The organism is Limimaricola sp. G21655-S1 (assembly GCF_027213785.1).
Classification (GTDB): Bacteria; Pseudomonadota; Alphaproteobacteria; order Rhodobacterales; family Rhodobacteraceae; genus Limimaricola.
Genome location: NZ_JAPWGO010000391.1, coordinates 1 through 250, shown reverse-complemented (window position 1 = coordinate 250; position 250 = coordinate 1). Strand labels below are relative to the sequence as shown.

Below are 250 nucleotides of genomic sequence, written 5' to 3'. Positions count from 1 at the left end.
GGCTGACGCAGCGTGCGGAACAGGCGCTGGAACGCAAGCTGCCGCTGTTGCCCGAGGCGCGCGATGCGCTGCATCAGATGGCCGATGGCGACGGGCGGGCGCTCTTAAATCTGATCGAGCAGGTCGCCGCCTGGAAGGTGGAGCAGCCTCTGGGCCGGGAGGCGCTGGCGACGCGGCTGATGCGGCGGGCGGCGAAATACGACAAATCCGGCGATGAGCATTATAACCTCATATCGGCGCTGCATAAATC

At 65.2% G+C, this 250-nt stretch carries 1 pseudogene; it reads left to right on the top strand.

Annotation, left to right across the window (positions count from 1 at the left end):
* Positions 1-250, top strand: a pseudogene (locus O4G76_RS21195) (replication-associated recombination protein A); the annotation flags it as partial.